The following is a 14,321-nucleotide window of genomic DNA, read 5'->3' as shown; positions in this document are numbered from 1 at the left end:
TGAAAGGCCATCCGTAGGAGCGGCTTCAGCCGCGACGCGATAGCGGTAATGCCGTCGCGGCTGAAGCCGCTCCTACGCCATCACTACATGTCCCCCGCGACTGCGGCAACCCGCATTAGGCGAGGTGCCTTCAATCGAGCAAGGCCACCAGGTCCTGATACAGGGCCTGCGGAATCTGCACGCCTTCGCTGTGGCTGCGTGCCCGTGCCTGGTAGCGGCGTTGCGAAGGCAGGCGTGCCCCGGTGGCCTCGTAGGCGGCAAAGAACGCTTCCGCACGGGCCAGGTGCGCGGCGCAGTCGACGCCGAGGAAGCGCGCCGGATCCAGCGCCAAAATCAATTCGCCGTGGTAGGGCGCTGCGCCGGCACCGGCGTCGTGGGCCAGCGATTCGGCGCTGGTGAGGTCGCCGATCAAGGGGCCGGCGATCAGCTCGATCATCGCCGACAGCGCCGAACCCTTGTGTCCGCCGAAGGTCAGCATCGCGCCACCGTTGGCGACCGCGGCCGGATCGGTGGTCGGCGCGCCTGCCGCGTCCACCCCCCAGCCTTCGGGAATCGGCTGGCCGGCGCGGCGGCGCAGCTCGATCTCGCCGCGCGCCACCGCGCTGGTGGCGAAGTCGAACACGAACGGCGGCGCGTCCACGCGCGGCCAGCCGAACGCCAGCGGGTTAGTGCCCAGCAGCGGCGTGCGTCCGCCGGCCGGCGTGACCCAGGCATGGCTGGGATTGCAGATCAGCGCGACCAGGCCGGCCTCGGTGATGCGCTCGACTTCCGGCCACAGCGCAGAGAAGTGCACGCAACGGTTGATCGCCAGTGCCGCCAGGCCATTGGCACGGGTCTTCTCGATCAACAGCGGCAGCCCACGCTCGAACGCCAGCAGCGAGAACCCGCCGCGCGCATCGACCCGCACGATGCCGGGTGCATGGTCGTGCACGACAGGCTCGGCGTCGCCCACCACCCTGCCGTTGCGCAATGTCGCCACGCAGCCGAGCGTCCGGTACAACCCATGCGAGGCACAGCCGTCGCGCTCGCCGGCGACGATGGTGCGGGTGAGGGCATGCACATGCTCCGGGCTGAAGCCGGCATGGGACAGGATGCGGTCGACCAGAGTGGTGGCCTGGTCCAGGGATAGCGTGATGGTGGGGTTGCTGTTCATCGAAGAGGGTGGTCAGGAAACAAGCCGATTCTCGCCTGCAAGTCGCTTCGCGAGAAGCCTGGGAGCGTCAAGGTCACCTGGAGGCTTTACCCGCATGCCGCGCAGATATCTTGCATGCTCTGCACCACGTCGGAGTCAACGTAATGACTGATCGCTAGGGATTGCGTAGTTGATCAGACTAACGACGTCTGAGGTTTCGAGTAAGCAAGAGGCCGTTCATCGGGCGCCTAGAATTTCCTTGACAGCCATCCCTGAGCTGATTCGATAATTCGCCAAGGTCATCATGGGTCTTGCAAAAGATTTTCGTTTGACCGGGTAGTGCGGAAGCTTCAATGCATGCTGGCGCAATTTATGGTTCGGTGATCAATGAATACTAAAGTGGCCAGGCTTTTCGTAATTCCGAGTTTTCTTGCTGGGGCGGCCATGATTTTTATTGGCGAGCCTTATATTACTCGGGTGCTCATTTCGAAGAGCCCTCGGGTTGCGGATTATTCGGCTGGCAAGATCTACGAATATAATCAACACGGTCATGTGGTATTTTTGAGTTGGTCTGATCTTTTTTTGATGAATGCTATGGCTGTCAGTGGTGTTTGTCTCCTGCTGATTTGCGGCATCTTGTTGAAGTCAATAAATAGGGTCGATATGCAGCTTAAGTGAATTTAAGGTTAGGTGTTTTCTGTGCATGCTTTGGTGAGCGTCTGAGGCAGATGTGTTTATTTAATGTGTCATGGGTTTAAATTTCAGTAGTGGCTGCTATTCAGCACATTTGCTGCGATAAGTGACAAGCTGGTCAGCGTGAGGAAGTGGCAGGCGATGTCGAGTAAGGCGGGCATTAGGTGGTGTGGCGACGCATACGTGTCGCGCCGCACGCCAGAGTCGCCTTGTCCCATGGGGCGCGTGTTTTCGGGTGGTGCGAAGGGGCGCGTCCGTGACCACGCCGACCGGCTCGAATTGGTGCCTACCCCGTATTCTGCCTTGAACCAACAATCGCAATGCGGCACAAGAATCCCGCAAAAGGTCGTTGGACTTCGGGCAATCGGAGTCGCCTGTGTAAAAAACAAAGCCGGCAGATGCCGGCTTCGTTCTTTTCGCAATCGCACGTCTCAGGCCTAGACCGACAACTCCAACAACAACTTATTGAGCCGACGCACATACGCCGCCGGGTCCTTCAGGCTGTCGCCCGCCGCCAGCGCCGCCTGATCGAACAGCACCTTCGCCAGGTCGCCGAAGCGCTCGCCATCGGCTTCTGCGTCCAGCTTCTCGATCAGCGGGTGCGCGGGGTTGAACTCGAACACCGGCTTGCTCTCCGGCAGCTTCTGGCCGCTGGCTTCCAGGATCTGCCGCATCTGCAGGCCCAGGTCGCCCTGGCCGATGGCTAGGATCGCCGGCGAGTCGGTCAGGCGGTGCGAGACGCGGACTTCGGAGACGTCGTCCTTGAGCACGTTCTGGATGCGCTCGACCAGGCCCTGCTTGGCCTTGGCGGCTTCTTCCTTGGCCTGCTTCTCTTCCTCGCTGTCGAGCTTGCCCAGGTCCAGGTCGCCGCGCGCCACGTCGACGAAGGACTTGCCGTCGAACTCGGTGAGGTAGCTCATCAGCCACTCGTCGATGCGGTCGGTGAGCAGCAGCACTTCGATGCCCTTCTTGCGGAACACCTCCAGGTGCGGGCTGTCCTTGATCTGCGCGTAGCTCTCGCCGGTCAGGTAGTACAGCTTGTCCTGGCCGTCCTGCATCCGCGCCACGTAGTCGGCCAGCGACACGGTCTGCGCGCCGTCGCTGCCATGGGTGGAGGCGAAGCGCAGCAGGCCGGCGATCTTCTCGCGGTTGCCGAAGTCCTCGGCCGGGCCCTCCTTCAGCACCTGCCCGAAGTTCTTCCACACGCCCTGGTAGCGCTCGGCGTCGTCCTTGGCCAGCTTCTCCAGCATGTCCAGGGCGCGCTTGGTCAGCGCGGACTTCATCGAGTCGATCACCGGGCCGGACTGCAGGATCTCGCGCGAGACGTTCAGCGGCAGGTCGCTGGAATCGACGATGCCCTTGATGAAGCGCAGGTACAGCGGCAGGAACTGCTCGGCCTGGTCCATGATGAAGACGCGCTGCACGTACAGCTTGAGCCCGCGCGAGGCGTCGCGCTGGTACAGGTCGAACGGGGCACGGCCGGGCACGAACAGCAGCGAGGTGTACTCCAGCTTGCCTTCGACCTTGTTGTGGCTCCACGCCACCGGGTTCTCGTGGTCGTGGGCGATGTGCTTGTACAGCTCCTGGTATTCCTCGTCCTTGATCTCGTTGCGCGGCCGCGTCCACAGCGCGCTGGCGCGGTTGACGGTTTCCCACTCGGGGGTTTCCGGCGTGTCCTTGTCCTCGCCGTAGTGTTCCTTTGGCAGTTCGATCGGCAGGGCGATGTGGTCGGAATACTTGCGCACGATGCCGCGCAGCTTCCAGCCGTCGGCAAAGCCCTTCTCGTCGTCCTTCAGGTGCAGCACGATGCGGGTGCCGCGCTCAGCCTTCTCGATGGTGGCGACCTCGAACTCGCCTTCGCCGCGCGAGGACCAGTGCACGCCCTCGCTCGCGGGCAGCCCGGCGCGGCGGCTGTACACGTCGACCTGGTCGGCGACGATGAAGGCGCTGTAGAAACCCACGCCGAACTGGCCGATCAGGTGCGAATCCTTCTTCTGATCGCCGGACAGGTGCTTGAGGAACTCGGAGGTGCCGGACTTGGCGATGGTGCCCAGGTGCGCGACGATCTCCTCGCGGCTCATGCCGATGCCGTTGTCGTCGATGGTGACGGTGCCGGCGTCCTTGTCGAAGCCGATGCGGATGCGCAACTGCGCATCGCCGTCCAGCAATTCCGGCTTGACCAGGGCCTCGAAGCGCAGCTTGTCGGCGGCATCGGAGGCATTGGAGATCAGCTCGCGCAGGAAGATCTCCTTGTTGGAATACAGCGAATGGATCATCAGCTGCAGCAGCTGCTTGACCTCGGTCTGAAAGCCCAGGGTTTCTTTTTGGGTTTCCACGCTCATCGGTAGGTGCTCCATGAAGGATGGGCGGCCGCGCGGAGGAGGGCGCGGCTCTGCCGGCCGACATGGTGGCGGCCGCAGCCGGCTTCAAGCGCCGCGCTGCGCATACCCGCGACACCGCGCTGGTCTATGATCCGGACCCCGTTTCCGCGCCGTCCACCACCCGCCGCCCATGCCGCCGCTGCGTTCCCCGTCCTGCCTGTCCCGGCCCCTGCGAGGCCGCCGATGAGCCGTCCCGGTGGCGGCCAGGTGCGGATCATCGGCGGGCGCTGGCGCAATACGCGGCTGCCGGTGCCGGACCTGGCCGGCCTGCGTCCGACCTCCGACCGGGTCCGCGAGACCCTGTTCAACTGGCTGCAGCCGGTGCTGCCCGGGGCGCGGGTGCTGGACCTGTTCGCCGGCAGCGGCGCACTGGGCCTGGAGGCGGTGTCGCGTGGCGCAGCCGGCGCGGTGCTGGTCGAGCGCGATCCAGGGCAGGTTGCGCAACTGCGCGCCACCGTCGCGCGGCTGCAGGCCCAGGACCAGGTGCAGGTGGTGCAGGGCGATGCGCTGCGTTGGCTGGCCGACGCCCGGGCAGATGCGCCGGCGGACATCGCCTTCGTCGACCCGCCGTTCGCCTCCGGGCTGTGGGACGCGGTGCTGCAACGCCTGCCGGACAGGCTGGCGGCCGACGCCTGGCTGTATCTGGAGTCGCCGGCCGGGCAGGGGCCGGCGCCGCCGGCACCCTGGGCGCTGCACCGCGAGGGCGGCAGCCGCGAGGTGCGCGCTGCCCTGTACCGGCGCACCGCTGCTACACTTCCCGGCGACCTTCACGCGGTACCCGACGCATGACCGTGGCCCATAGCCGCATCGCCGTCTATCCCGGCACTTTCGATCCGATCACCAACGGCCATATCGATCTGGTCAACCGTGCCGCGCCGCTGTTCGAGCAGGTGATCGTGGGCGTGGCGCAGAGCCCGTCCAAGGGGCCGACCCTGCCGCTGGAACTGCGCGTGTCGCTGGCCCGCGAGGCGCTGGCCGGACACCGCAACGTGGAAGTGCTGGGCTTCGATACCCTGCTGGCGCATTTCGTGCGGTCGGTCGGCGGCGGCGTGCTGCTGCGCGGCCTGCGCGCGGTGTCCGATTTCGAATACGAGTTCCAGATGGCGAGCATGAACCGGCATCTGATCCCGGAGGTGGAGACGCTGTTCCTCACCCCGGCCGAGCAACACAGCTTCATTTCGTCCTCGTTGGTGCGCGAGATCGCGCGCCTGGGCGGGGACGTCTCCGGCTTCGTGCCGCCGTCGGTGGTGCAGGCGCTGGTCCAGGCCCGCCAGGCCGCCGCGCAGCGCTGAGCCGTCCACCATTCACTGACGACACAGAGGGAGCCATTCCATGAACACCACCGCACGCGCGTTGCTGATCGCTTCGCTGGCCCTGGGCTTCACCGCCTGCAAGAAAGAAGAGGCCGCCAAGCCGGCCGCCGACGCGCAGCCCGCGCTGACCGCCCCGGCCAAGGACGACGACGCCGGCTGGAAGAAGTACCTGCAGGAAGTGGCGATCCAGAACATGGGCACCGTCACCAACAGCCCGTTCCTGTACTACTTGCCGCCGGAATCGGATCCGGAGTTCCAGGCCAAGTACGATCGCCAGGTCGAAAGCGCCACCACCGCCATCGGCCGCGGCATCCAGCCGGGCAACATGCTGGCGTTCGGCTCCTCGGCCTCGGCCAAGATGGCCGACCTGATCGCCGCGGCGTTCGCCAAGGTCGAGCCGAACAGCATGAAGGGCGTGCGCGTGGTCTACATCGGCGCTCCGGCCGACAACGCCCGCGTCGAAGCCGTGGTCAAGCCGACCGGCGCCGACTACATCTTCGTCGAAGCCAAGTAAGCCCGCAGGGCCGGCGCGCCGACGCGCGCCGGCCCCGCCATGGCGCGCCGGCACGGCGCGAGCAATGCCTCTCCGCCATCGTGGAGAAGAGCCCGGCCTGGCGTGACCAGGCAGCCATGTTCGACATGACCTCGCCAGGCGCAGCCGACACCGGCGTCAGACGCCGCGGGCAGTCGACTCCGCCGCTTCGAGGCCGCGGCGATACAGCGTTCCGCGCCGTGGCGCCGCCTTCGCGGGGCCGTCCCGCCCCGATCCGGTAAACTGCACCGGTCAGTGCCGAATTGCGCCACATGTCCCTCAAGATCAACGAGCTCTGCGTCAACTGCGACGTCTGCGAGCCGGCCTGCCCGAACCAGGCCATCGCCATGGGCGAGACGATCTACGTGATCGACCCGGCCCGCTGTACCGAATGCGTCGGCCATTTCGACGAGCCGCAGTGCGTGGTGGTGTGCCCGGTGGAATGCATCGACCCGGACCCGGCGATCCCGGAGACCCACGCCCAGTTGCTGGCCAAGCTGCAGCGCCTGCAGCGCGACCACCCCGAGTTGTACTCACAGGAGCCCCCCGCCGCATGAGAAGCCTCGTCCGCCGTGTCCTGCTGCTCGCCCTGGTCCTGACGCCGTCGGCGTGGGCCGAGGCGCCGGTCGCCGAGGCGACTGCTACCGCCCCGGCCGCGCATCCGCCCGGCGCCGCCATCGCCAGCGGCCACCGCCTGGCCACCGAGGCCGGCCTGCAGATCCTGCGCGAGGGCGGCAATGCCTTCGACGCCGCGGTGGCGGTGTCCTCGACGCTGTCGGTGGTCGAACCGATCAGCTCCGGCCTCGGCGGCGGCGGGTTCTTCCTGCTGCACGACGCCAAGACCGGCAAGGACGTGATGCTGGACGCGCGCGAGACCGCGCCGGAATCGGCGACGCCGGCCGCGTTCCTGGATGCCAAGGGCGAGCTGGACCGCGACCGCTCGATCAACGGGCCGTGGTCGGCCGGCATCCCCGGGCTGCCGGCGGCGCTGGTGGAACTGGCGACCAAGCACGGCCGGCTGCCGCTGCGGCAGTCGCTGGCGCCGGCGATCCGCATCGCCCGCGACGGCTTCCCGGTGTACGCGCGCATGGCCGAGGGCTACCAGTCGCGGCGCAAGGTGATGGAGCGTTATCCCGGCACCCGCCAGGTCTACCTGCGCAACGGCCGCCCGATCGCCGTGGGCGACGTGTTCAAGCAGCCGGAACTGGCCAACACGCTGCAGCTGCTGGCCGACAAGGGCTTCGACGGCTTCTACCGCGGCGCCACCGCCAAGAAGCTGCTGGCCGGCGTGAAGCAGGCCGGCGGGCGCTGGACCGCGGAGGAGCTGGCCGGTTACACGGTCAAGGAGCGCACGCCGATCCGCTTCGACTACAAGGGCTGGACCATCACCACCGCGCCGCCACCGTCTTCCGGCGGCATCGCCCTGGCCAGCATGCTGCAGATCCTGGAGGGCTACGACCTCAAGACCATGGACCCGGTGCACCGCGTGCACCTGACCGTGGAAGCGATGCGCCGCGCCTACCGCGACCGTACTTTCTTCCTGGGCGATCCGGATTTCACCCACGTGCCGCAGCGCATCCTGCTCAGCAAGGATTACGCGGTGGGCCTGCGCTCGACGATCAACCCGGAGAAGGCCACGCCCAGCGACCTGTTGTCGGGCCAGCCGACCCCGCTGGAAGACGACGAGACCACGCATTTCTCCATCATCGACGGCGAAGGCAACCGCGTCGGCGCGACCCAGACGGTCAACCTGCTGTACGGCTCCGGGCTGATCCCCAAGGGCACCGGCGTCCTGCTCAACAACGAGATGGACGATTTCGCGCTGCGTCCGGGCACGCCCAACGCCTTCGGCGTGATGGGCTACGCGGCCAACGCGCCCAAGCCGGGCAAGCGCCCGCTCAGCTCGATGTCGCCCACCTTCATGGAGAACGCGGACAAGGCCATCGTGCTCGGCACCCCGGGCGGCAGCCGCATCATCACCATGGTGCTGCTCGGCATCCTCGGCTACGACGACGGCCTCACCGCGCAGCAGGTCGCCGCGCTGCCGCGCTACCACCACCAATGGCTGCCGGACGTGATCGAAGCCGAGACCGGCACCTTCGACGCGGCCACGGCCAAGGGCCTGGAGGCGATGGGGCATACGCTCAAGCTCCCCGGCGACACCGCCGAGGACGGGCACGGGTCCAGCCACGTCTGGGGCAACCTGCAGACGGTGGAATGGGACAAGCGCCGCAACGTACTCAGCGGCGGCAGCGACCCGCGCAACGAAGTCGGCAGCGCCGAAGTGCTGCAGACCGCGCCGGCGCCCTGACGCCCGCTTTTGCGACTCCCCAATCCCCAATCCCGAGTCCCCGCCATGAAGCTCTGGTCCATCCAAGGCAACTCGCAGAAACTCGACGGCGGCGCCATGTTCGGCAACGCGCCCAAGGCGATGTGGCAGCACTGGGCCGCGCCCGACGACGGCAATCGCATCGCGCTGGCCTGCCGCGCGCTGCTGGCCAGTCCGCTGGCCGGCAAGACAGTGCTGTTCGAGACCGGCATCGGCGCGTTCTTCCCGCCGGCGCTGCGCGAGCGCTACGGCGTGCAGGAGGCGCGGCACGTGCTGCTGGATTCGTTGCAGGATGCCGGCTTCGCCCACACCGACATCGACGTGGTGGTGCTGAGCCACCTGCATTTCGATCATGCCGGCGGCCTGTTGGCGCCGTACCGGGAGGGCGCTGCGCCGGCACTGCTGTTCCCCAATGCGCAGTTCCTGGTCGGTGCGGCGCACTGGCAGCGCGCGCTGCAGCCGCATCCGCGCGACCGCGCCAGCTTCATCCCGGAACTGCCCGGCCTGCTCGAGGCCAGCGGCCGCCTGGAACTGGTCGACGGCGAATATTCGCGCGCGCTCGGCGAGGCGGTGCGGTTCCGTTTCAGCGACGGCCACACGCCGGGGCTGATGCTGGCCGAGATCGTCGGCCCCCGCCATGGCGAGGACGGCCAGGCGCACGGCGGGGTGGCGTTCTGCGCCGACCTGATCCCTGGCCGCTCCTGGGTGCACGTGCCGATCACCATGGGCTACGACCGCAATGCGGAGCTGCTGATTGACGAGAAGCGTGCGTTCCTGGAGGACGCGCTGGCGCGCGAGGTGCGCCTGTTCTTCACCCACGATCCGGACTGCGCGCTGGCGCAACTGCAGCGCGATGCCAAGGGCCGCTTCGTCACCGCGCACGAGGTGGCTGCACTGCAGGCGCGGCCGCTGGCGGCCTGAGCGCCGCGCGACGCAACTGCGTGCGGCGTGCCGGCGCCTGCCGTCGCGCTTGCAGCCGTCATCCATGCCGGCGAATATCGGCGCATGAAGCTGCCCCACGCCCTGTCCTGCCTGTTCCTCGCCTGCCTGCTGCTGGGCGGTTGCACCTCCCGTGCCGATACCACCCTGCCGTCGCCAATCCGCCTGAACCAGGTCGGTTTCCTGCCCGCGGCGAGCAAGCTGGCGGTGGTGCCGGACGGCCACGGCGATGCCTTTTCGATCACGCGCGCCGACAGTGACGAGGTCGTGCTGCGCGGTACCCTCGGCGCCGCCGCGGTGTGGCCGCCGGCGCAGCAGGCGGTGCGCATCGCCGATTTCTCCGCGCTGCGCACGCCCGGCCGCTATCGCCTGCAGGTCGATGGCCTGCCGCCGTCGGACAGCTTCGCCATCGGTGAAGACGCCTACAACGCGCTGTCGCGCGCTGCGCTCAAGGCCTACTACTACAACCGCGCCAGTACCGCGCTGGACGGCATCTACGCCGGCCGCCACGCGCGCGCCGCCGGCCATCCCGACGACCACGTGCTGGTGCATGCCTCGGCGGCTTCGCCGGAGCGCCCGGCCGGTACCGTGATCGCCGCGCCCAAGGGCTGGTACGACGCCGGCGACTACAACAAGTACGTGGTCAACTCCGGCATCACCGTCTATACCCTGCTGGCCGCCTACGAGCAGTTCCCCACCTACTTCACCACGCACCACGAAGGCATTCCCAACAGCGGCGGCGACGTGCCGGACATCCTGCGCGAGGTCGACTGGAACCTGCAGTGGCTGCTGGCGATGCAGGATCCGCACGACGGCGGCGTGTACCACAAGCTGACCAACCTGGACTTCGCCGGCATGCAGATGCCGGACCAGGCGCGCGCGCCGCGCTACGTGGTGCAGAAGAGCACCGCGGCCACGCTCGACTTCGCCGCGGTGATGGCCCAGGCCAGTCGCATCTACGCGCCGTACGACGCCCAGTTCGGTGGCATCTCCACACGCATGCTGGAGGCCTCGCGGCGCGCCTGGGCGTGGGCGCAGGCGCATCCGGACGTGGCCTACCGGCAGCCGGACGACGTGCACACCGGCACCTACGGCGACAGCCAGTTCGACGACGAATTCGCCTGGGCTGCCACCGAGTTGTATCTGGCCACCGCCGACGACGCGTTCTACGACGCGGCGATGGCGCGCAAGGTGCCGGCCAGCGTGCCCGACTGGCGCCAGGTCGGCGGGCTGGCCTGGATGTCGCTGGCGCAGCACCGCGCGCGGCTGACCCCGCACGCCGACCAGGCGCGCATCGCCGACGAGATCGAGGGGCTGGCCGATCATCTGGTGCAGGTGTGGCAGGGCTCGGCCTGGCGGGTGACGATGCGCGACGCCGATTTCCATTGGGGCAGCAACGCCACTGCGATGAACCAGGCGATGATGTTGCTGCAGGCCTACCAGTTGCAGCACAAGCCGGAGTACCTGCAGGCCGCGCAGTCGCAACTGGACTACGTGCTCGGCCGCAACCCGCTGGGCATGTCCTTCGTGACCGGCATCGGCACGCGCTCGCCGATGCACATTCACCATCGCATCTCCATCGCCGACGGCGTGGCCACGCCGGTGCCGGGATGGCTGGTCGGCGGCCCGCAGCCGGGGCAACAGGACGCCGACGCGTGCAAGCACGCCTACGTGTCGACGCTGCCGGCGCTGTCGTACCTGGACAAGGAATGCAGCTACGCCACCAACGAAGTGGCGATCAACTGGAACGCGCCGCTGGTCTACGTGAGCGCCGCGCTGCAGGTGCTGCAGCGCTGATCCGCGGCGGCGCGATGGCGCCGCTTAGGGCGTGTCACCCATTCCCGAGTATGCCGCGTTGGGTCTGGCAGGCGCGCGGCCGTGGCTGCGCCATCGCTCGGGCGTGGACGCACGTCCACTTCCTCGTTCTTCCTTGCCACAGGCACGCGCAACCGCAGCGCGGCATGCTCGGGGATTGATGACACCCCTAGCCCAGGCGGGTGCCGAAGATGCGGTCGCCGGCATCGCCCAGGCCCGGCAGGATGTAGCCCTTGTCGTTGAGCCGCTCGTCGATGGCGGCGGTGTACACCTCCACGTCCGGATGCGCCGCTTCCAGCGCCTGCAGGCCTTCCGGCGCGGCGACCAGGAAAATGCCCTTGATCCGCCGCGCGCCAGCGCGCTTGAGCATGGCTACGGTGGCGATCAGGGTGCCGCCGGTGGCCAGCATCGGGTCCAGGATCAGCGCGTCGCGCTCCTCCAGGCGGCCGGTCAGGCGTTCGAAGTAGGGCACCGGTTGCAGCGTCTCCTCGTCGCGCTGCAGGCCGACCACGCTGACCCGCGCCGCGGGAATCAACGCCAGCACGCCAGGCAGCATGCCCAGCCCCGCGCGCAGGATCGGCACCAGGGTGATCTTGGCGCCGGCGATGCGCTGCACCTGGGTCGGGCCGGCCCAGCCGTCCATGGTGTGGGTCTCGGTCTCCAGGTCGGCGGTGGCTTCGTAGCCGAGCAGGGTGCCCAGCTCGGTGACCAGTTCGCGGAAGCCCTTGGTGCTCAGCGCCGCGTCGCGCAACAGGCCGATCTTGTGTTGCACCAGCGGGTGGCGGACTTCGACGATCTTCATGGGCGCGCTCGCAAGGGGGAGGCGCACAGTGTGCCGCAGCCGGCTCCGGCGCCGCCAGGTGTCGGCGCCGGCGCATGGCCCGGGATGCGCCGCGAGGACGCATCCCGGTCATGCCGGAGTGGCTCAGGCCGCGGGATCGAGTGCCTCGGCAGTGTGCGCCTGCGCACGCTGCGCAGCCACGTTGCGCGCGCTGCCGGAGGCCGCGGCATGGCGCGTGTCGATCTTGAACAGCGCCACCACCTGGGTCAGTTGGCCGGCCTGCTCTTCCATCGAGCGCGCCGCCGCCGTGGCTTCCTCCACCAGCGCCGCATTCTGCTGGGTGGCCTCGTCCATCTGCGTGACGGTCTGGTTGACCTGCTCGATGCCGGCCGACTGCTCCTGCGAGGCCGCGGAAATCTCGCCCATGATGTCGGTGACGCGCTGCACCGACGACACGATCTCGTGCATGGTCTTGCCGGCCTGGTCGACCAGGGCCGAGCCCTCGGCGACGCGGGTGACCGAGTCGTCGATGAGGTCCTTGATCTCCTTGGCGGCGTTGGCCGATCGTTGCGCCAGCGTGCGCACTTCGCTGGCGACCACCGCGAAGCCGCGGCCCTGCTCGCCGGCACGGGCGGCTTCCACCGCGGCGTTGAGCGCCAGGATGTTGGTCTGGAACGCGATGCCGTCGATGACGCTGATGATGTCGGCGATCTTCTTCGAAGAGGCCTCGATCCCGCTCATGGTCTCGACGACCTGACCAACCACCGCGCCGCCCTGCGAGGCGACCGATGCCGCGCCCACCGCCAACTGATTGGCCTGGCGGGCGTGCTCGGCGTTCTGCTTCACCGTAGAGGTCAGCTCCTCCATCGAGGCGGCGGTTTCCTCCAGGCTGGCGGCCTGCTGCTCGGTACGGCGCGACAGGTCGTCGTTGCCGGCGGCGATCTCGGTCGCCGCGGCATTGATGCTGACCGCGGCGGTCTGGATGCGGCCTACGATGCCGGTCAGCTGGTCGGCGGTGGCGTTGGCGTCGTCGCGCATCCGCGCGAACACGCCGTGGAACTCGCCGTCCATGCGTGCGGTCAGGTCACCGGCGGCGATGGCTTGCAGCAGCGCCGACAGCTTGCCCAGGTTGCGGTCGCTGACCTCCATCATCGCGTTGAGGTCCTGCACCATCAGCCGGAAGTCGTGCTGGAAGTGCGCAGCATCGCCGCGGGCACTGAAATCGCCCGCGGCGGCGGCCGCGGCCAGGCGCTTGATCTCGGTGTTGATCGCCAGCAGGCTGGCCTTGGCCGCATCCATCGATTCGTGCAGCACCGCGCGGCTGCCGGGCAGGCGGCGTGCATCGCGGCGTAGGTCGCCATTGGCGTATTCGTTGAGCACGCCGATGGCGTCGACGATGGCATCCAGATGCTCGAACATCATGGTGTTGATACCCTTGCTCAGTTCGCCGTACACGCCGGGGAAATCCTGCGGCATGCGGTGGCTGATGTCCTTGTCGGCATGCAGCTCGATCATCAACGCGGTCTCGCCGGAGAAACGCTGCAGCTGGGTCTGCATGCGGTCCATCGCGCTCAGCAAACGGCCGGGTTCGTCGCGCGCGTCGGTGCTCACGTCGTTGTCCAGGCGGCCGTCGGCGATGGCCTCGGCGGCGCGGGTGGCGCGGCTCAGCGGCACGGTGAGACTACGGGTGATCAGCCAGGCCAGCAGGCTGCTGGCCAGGACGGCCGCGATGCCTCCGCCGATCAGCATCGCCCGGCCGCGTGAGAGGTGGCTCACCGCGGCGTCATAAGCCTCGGCGCTAAGCCGGTGCTGCAGGGCTACGTTCTCGCGGATCTTGGCCTGCCATGCCAGCGTGGCAGGGCGCGACTGTTCACGCAGCAGGGTCTGCGCGCGCTGGTAATCCCCCGCGGCGGCCGCTTCCATCACGGCGTTGTTCAACGGCCGCGCGATCTTCTGCAGACGATCGATCTCCGTGCGCAGGGCCTGGCCAGCCGGGGTGGTCGGCATTGCGTAGAGCCTCTTTCGCTCCTCGTCGTAATGCGCGCGCTCGCGCTGGATCAGCGCCAGCGAACTTGCGGTGTCGTCCGCGCTCGAATGATTGGCGTACGCGCCCAGTGCGATCAGGATGGCCGAGTTCGCATCCAGCATGCCGCTGGACAGTTCGATCTTCTTGACGTTGCCGTGCACGATGATGTCCAGCTGCTTGCGCGCGCCGGTCATGGTGATCAGCCCGGCAATCACCAGGAGGCCGGAGATGAGGATCAGGATGCCGAAGGCGGCGGAAAGGCGCTGGCTGACGTTGAAACGCTGCAGGAAGGCGGTCATGGGAATTCCTCGTGAGAATGCGGTCCAGAAGCGGTGTGTGGCGGCCTTCGATTAAATAAATTTTCTTTTGCAATAAACTTC

At 67.7% G+C, this 14,321-nt stretch carries 12 protein-coding genes; 8 read left to right on the top strand and 4 right to left on the bottom strand.

Translation table 11 applies throughout. The features are described 5' to 3' along the window. Positions 1 to 130: 130 nt before the first annotated feature. The gene (locus FHR56_RS08290) at positions 131 to 1,153 is read right to left on the bottom strand and encodes an Ldh family oxidoreductase (RefSeq protein WP_160947060.1); all 1,023 of its coding nucleotides are present in this window, start codon (positions 1,151 to 1,153) and stop codon (positions 131 to 133) included. A gap of 366 nt (positions 1,154 to 1,519) precedes the next feature. On the opposite strand from FHR56_RS08290, the gene FHR56_RS08285 reads away from it, so the two are divergent. Continuing rightward, positions 1,520 to 1,810: a hypothetical protein gene (locus FHR56_RS08285; RefSeq protein WP_160947059.1), complete on the top strand. Its 291-nt coding sequence runs from the start codon at positions 1,520 to 1,522 to the stop codon at positions 1,808 to 1,810. Positions 1,811 to 2,262: 452 nt separating this feature from the next. On the opposite strand, the gene htpG is transcribed toward FHR56_RS08285, so the two are convergent. Further along, entirely contained in the window at positions 2,263 to 4,167 is a 1,905-nt protein-coding gene (htpG, locus tag FHR56_RS08280; protein ID WP_160947058.1) for a molecular chaperone HtpG, read from the bottom strand. 222 nt (positions 4,168 to 4,389) lie between these two features. On the opposite strand from htpG, the gene rsmD reads away from it, so the two are divergent. From rsmD to FHR56_RS08245, 7 genes are all read left to right on the top strand, one after another. Then, on the top strand, positions 4,390 to 4,995 hold the full coding sequence (gene rsmD / locus FHR56_RS08275) for a 16S rRNA (guanine(966)-N(2))-methyltransferase RsmD (RefSeq protein ID WP_160947057.1): 606 nt from the start codon (positions 4,390 to 4,392) through the stop codon (positions 4,993 to 4,995). Continuing rightward, complete coding sequence (gene coaD, locus FHR56_RS08270; RefSeq protein ID WP_019801822.1) at positions 4,992 to 5,498, top strand: pantetheine-phosphate adenylyltransferase; 507 nt, start codon at positions 4,992 to 4,994, stop codon at positions 5,496 to 5,498. The genes rsmD and coaD overlap by 4 nt, the downstream gene beginning before the upstream one ends. A 40-nt stretch (positions 5,499 to 5,538) precedes the next feature. Then, on the top strand, positions 5,539 to 6,033 hold the full coding sequence (locus tag FHR56_RS08265) for a hypothetical protein (RefSeq protein ID WP_160947056.1): 495 nt from the start codon (positions 5,539 to 5,541) through the stop codon (positions 6,031 to 6,033). A 290-nt stretch (positions 6,034 to 6,323) separates the two neighbouring features. Then, positions 6,324 to 6,608 (top strand): YfhL family 4Fe-4S dicluster ferredoxin, encoded by a 285-nt coding sequence (locus FHR56_RS08260; RefSeq protein WP_017912319.1) that lies wholly within the window; start codon positions 6,324 to 6,326, stop codon positions 6,606 to 6,608. Further along, positions 6,605 to 8,362 (top strand): gamma-glutamyltransferase, encoded by a 1,758-nt coding sequence (gene ggt / locus FHR56_RS08255; protein ID WP_160947055.1) that lies wholly within the window; start codon positions 6,605 to 6,607, stop codon positions 8,360 to 8,362. The genes FHR56_RS08260 and ggt overlap by 4 nt, the downstream gene beginning before the upstream one ends. A gap of 45 nt (positions 8,363 to 8,407) precedes the next feature. Then, on the top strand, positions 8,408 to 9,301 hold the full coding sequence (locus tag FHR56_RS08250) for an MBL fold metallo-hydrolase (RefSeq protein WP_160947054.1): 894 nt from the start codon (positions 8,408 to 8,410) through the stop codon (positions 9,299 to 9,301). 84 nt (positions 9,302 to 9,385) lie between these two features. After that, the gene (locus tag FHR56_RS08245) at positions 9,386 to 11,116 is read left to right on the top strand and encodes a glycoside hydrolase family 9 protein (RefSeq protein WP_184502467.1); all 1,731 of its coding nucleotides are present in this window, start codon (positions 9,386 to 9,388) and stop codon (positions 11,114 to 11,116) included. A gap of 187 nt (positions 11,117 to 11,303) precedes the next feature. Here the strand turns inward: FHR56_RS08245 and upp are convergent, their stop codons facing one another. Together upp and FHR56_RS08235 are read right to left on the bottom strand one after the other, a co-directional pair. Next, positions 11,304 to 11,936: a uracil phosphoribosyltransferase gene (gene upp, locus FHR56_RS08240; protein ID WP_160947052.1), complete on the bottom strand. Its 633-nt coding sequence runs from the start codon at positions 11,934 to 11,936 to the stop codon at positions 11,304 to 11,306. A gap of 123 nt (positions 11,937 to 12,059) precedes the next feature. Beyond that, complete coding sequence (locus FHR56_RS08235; protein ID WP_160947051.1) at positions 12,060 to 14,240, bottom strand: methyl-accepting chemotaxis protein; 2,181 nt, start codon at positions 14,238 to 14,240, stop codon at positions 12,060 to 12,062. Positions 14,241 to 14,321: the final 81 nt, after the last annotated feature.

The organism is Xanthomonas sp. F10 (genome assembly GCF_014206815.1).
Lineage (GTDB): Bacteria > Pseudomonadota > Gammaproteobacteria > Xanthomonadales > Xanthomonadaceae > Xanthomonas_A > Xanthomonas_A indica.
This window is presented reverse-complemented; position numbering and strand designations above follow the sequence as displayed.

Excerpts from the sequence above, each read along its gene's own strand:
- FHR56_RS08290 (WP_160947060.1), bottom strand. The coding sequence starts at position 1,153 with ATGAACAGCAACCCCACCATCACGCTATCCCTGGACCAGGCCACCACT.
- FHR56_RS08285 (WP_160947059.1), top strand. The coding sequence starts at position 1,520 with ATGAATACTAAAGTGGCCAGGCTTTTCGTAATTCCGAGTTTTCTTGCT.
- htpG (WP_160947058.1), bottom strand. The coding sequence starts at position 4,167 with ATGAGCGTGGAAACCCAAAAAGAAACCCTGGGCTTTCAGACCGAGGTC.
- rsmD (WP_160947057.1), top strand. The coding sequence starts at position 4,390 with ATGAGCCGTCCCGGTGGCGGCCAGGTGCGGATCATCGGCGGGCGCTGG.
- coaD (WP_019801822.1), top strand. The coding sequence starts at position 4,992 with ATGACCGTGGCCCATAGCCGCATCGCCGTCTATCCCGGCACTTTCGAT.
- FHR56_RS08265 (WP_160947056.1), top strand. The coding sequence starts at position 5,539 with ATGAACACCACCGCACGCGCGTTGCTGATCGCTTCGCTGGCCCTGGGC.
- FHR56_RS08260 (WP_017912319.1), top strand. The coding sequence starts at position 6,324 with ATGTCCCTCAAGATCAACGAGCTCTGCGTCAACTGCGACGTCTGCGAG.
- ggt (WP_160947055.1), top strand. The coding sequence starts at position 6,605 with ATGAGAAGCCTCGTCCGCCGTGTCCTGCTGCTCGCCCTGGTCCTGACG.
- FHR56_RS08250 (WP_160947054.1), top strand. The coding sequence starts at position 8,408 with ATGAAGCTCTGGTCCATCCAAGGCAACTCGCAGAAACTCGACGGCGGC.
- FHR56_RS08245 (WP_184502467.1), top strand. The coding sequence starts at position 9,386 with ATGAAGCTGCCCCACGCCCTGTCCTGCCTGTTCCTCGCCTGCCTGCTG.
- upp (WP_160947052.1), bottom strand. The coding sequence starts at position 11,936 with ATGAAGATCGTCGAAGTCCGCCACCCGCTGGTGCAACACAAGATCGGC.
- FHR56_RS08235 (WP_160947051.1), bottom strand. The coding sequence starts at position 14,240 with ATGACCGCCTTCCTGCAGCGTTTCAACGTCAGCCAGCGCCTTTCCGCC.